Origin of the sequence: Pseudomonas sp. (assembly GCF_036387035.1) — a bacterium.
Taxonomy (GTDB): Bacteria; Pseudomonadota; Gammaproteobacteria; order Pseudomonadales; family Pseudomonadaceae; genus Aquipseudomonas.
The window spans coordinates 1-1,880 of record NZ_DASVUM010000163.1 but is presented as its reverse complement, the minus strand read 5'-3'; the positions used below and the strand labels follow the sequence as shown (position 1 = coordinate 1,880).

Below are 1,880 nucleotides of genomic sequence, written 5' to 3'. Positions count from 1 at the left end.
AGACTGTTTGGCCGCGGGAGAGGCTGGAGCGGCGCAGGATCATGCGAGAGCGCATGAAGCATAGATCATAGTCTCACGTAATTGCTCACCTACCCCCTCATGGAAAAATCCATGTTTATCAATGTGATTCGTGCAGGTGGCATTTTGGATGCCATGCAATAAATGTCCAACCCATTGAATTTGCTTGCTTTCTATCAAAGAATAGGCATGTAAAATTTATCGTAGTCAAAAATCATGGAAAATCATGAGTGATTTTCAACGGGGTATATCCTGTGGGGATGGGGTGAGCAATTACCGGCTACGAGGTGAAGCTGATCGCCCCGGAGGCGGTCAAGCCTTTCGTCAAGCGGGGCAAGAAGAACGACGCGGCTGAGCCGCGGCGATCTGCGCCGCCGCGTCCCGACCCGACGCGAAGTTCGTGGCCGTGAAGAGCTTGGAGCAGCAGGGCGCCCTTGCCTTGCATTCGGCGCGTGCCCTGCTGGTCAAGCAACAGACCATGCTGGCGAACGCCATGCGTGGCCTGGCGACCGCGTTCGGCTTCGTTGTGCCGAAGGGCATGGACAAGCGCGAAGCGCTAGAGCATTAGCCATCTATGTTGGCGCGGCGTATCCAGCGGCCATGATGTAGTTCTGGCATTCTCTGACGGAGAACTCGTTGAGCAGTCCGCCGATGCTCTTGCAGAGAGCCTCGCGGGTTCTCGGCGCGGCGCGACGGAGCAGGGCCTTCAGCTTGGCGAAGACCTGCTTGATCGGGTTGAGGTCCGGCGAGTAGGGCGGCAGGAAACGCAGTTCGGCCCCGGCTCGCTCGATGGCGGCCCGCACCGTCTGGCCCTTATGACTGCCGAGATTGTCGAACACGACGATGTCACCCGGCTTCAGGATGGGAACAAGGAACTGCTCGACATAAGCGGTGAAGCTTCGGGCGTTGATCGGCCCGTCAATGACCGCCGGCGCGGCGATGCCGTCCCAGCGCAGAGCGGCCAGAAAGGTGGACGTCATCCAATGGCCGAACGGGGCATGAGCGTATAGACGCTCGCCGCGTGGGCAGCGCCCATGAGACGGCGTCATGTTGGTCTTGGTCCAGGTCTCATCAATGAAGACGAGACGCTGCGGCGCAAGCGTCGAACGCTGCGCCAGCCAATCCGATCGACGAGCCTGCACATCCGGCCGCTCGGTTTCCGCCGCCGTCAGGGTCTTTTTTTTCGCGTGATGCGCTCGCGCTGGAAGAAGCGCCGGATCGAGCCGTAGCCCACCACGACCCCCTTCTCGCTCAGTGCATGACGCAACGCCTCGGTTGTGATGTCTGGCTGCTGCTTGAGCAGCACCAGGACCGTGTCGCGGTGCGCCGTCAGCTTGGGCAGACTTGGGTTGCCCATCTTCCGTGGCCCGAAGCTGCCGCTCGCACGGAATTCGCTCACCCACCGCACCGCCGTGCGGATGCCGATGCCAAACCGCACGGCAGCAGCCCGGCGGCTCATCCCGTGCGTCTCAACCGCATCAACCACTCGAGATCGCAGATCCAGCGACAAAGGTGCTGCCATGCATGCTGGCCTCCTCACACCAGCACACAGCTTGAATCACAACCCGCTTAGCAAGGGAATCCCGCCGAATCAGGCTTGGCGGCTACTGCTCTAGCGCACCGCAGCCACGTCACAGGCTCCCAGCGACACCGTGGCGGCGACCGCCGTGCGCAGCCGGTTGTGGCCAAACTCCTGGCCCAGCGCCAGCACAGCCACCATGGCGCGGGTGCCGTTCTGCTTGCCGTGTCGGCGTTGCAGCCGGGTCCAGAGTTCGTCATAGCAACCAGGCCAACGACCCGCCTCGCGCCATTGCGCCAACGGTTTCGATCCCGCGAACGCGCCGGGCTTGTGGCTCAGCACG

The 1,880-nt window shown here is 61.9% G+C and carries 3 protein-coding genes; 1 reads left to right on the top strand and 2 read right to left on the bottom strand.

The features are described from left to right. Positions 1 to 424 precede the first annotated feature (424 nt). A complete protein-coding gene (locus VF672_RS15440; RefSeq protein WP_331105439.1) occupies positions 425 to 586 on the top strand; it encodes a hypothetical protein in 162 nt (53 codons plus the stop codon). Positions 587 to 590: 4 nt separating this feature from the next. On the opposite strand, the gene VF672_RS15435 is transcribed toward VF672_RS15440, so the two are convergent. Together VF672_RS15435 and VF672_RS15430 are read right to left on the bottom strand one after the other, a co-directional pair. Continuing rightward, positions 591 to 1,540 (bottom strand): IS630 family transposase gene (locus tag VF672_RS15435; RefSeq protein ID WP_414705616.1). Its coding sequence is split into 2 segments (ribosomal slippage): positions 591 to 1,204 and positions 1,204 to 1,540, totalling 951 coding nucleotides; the frame shifts between segments, so codons are not numbered across the junction. A 90-nt stretch (positions 1,541 to 1,630) separates the two neighbouring features. Beyond that, positions 1,631 to 1,880: hypothetical protein (locus VF672_RS15430; protein ID WP_331105437.1), on the bottom strand; the 250-nt coding region annotated here is incomplete at its 5' end.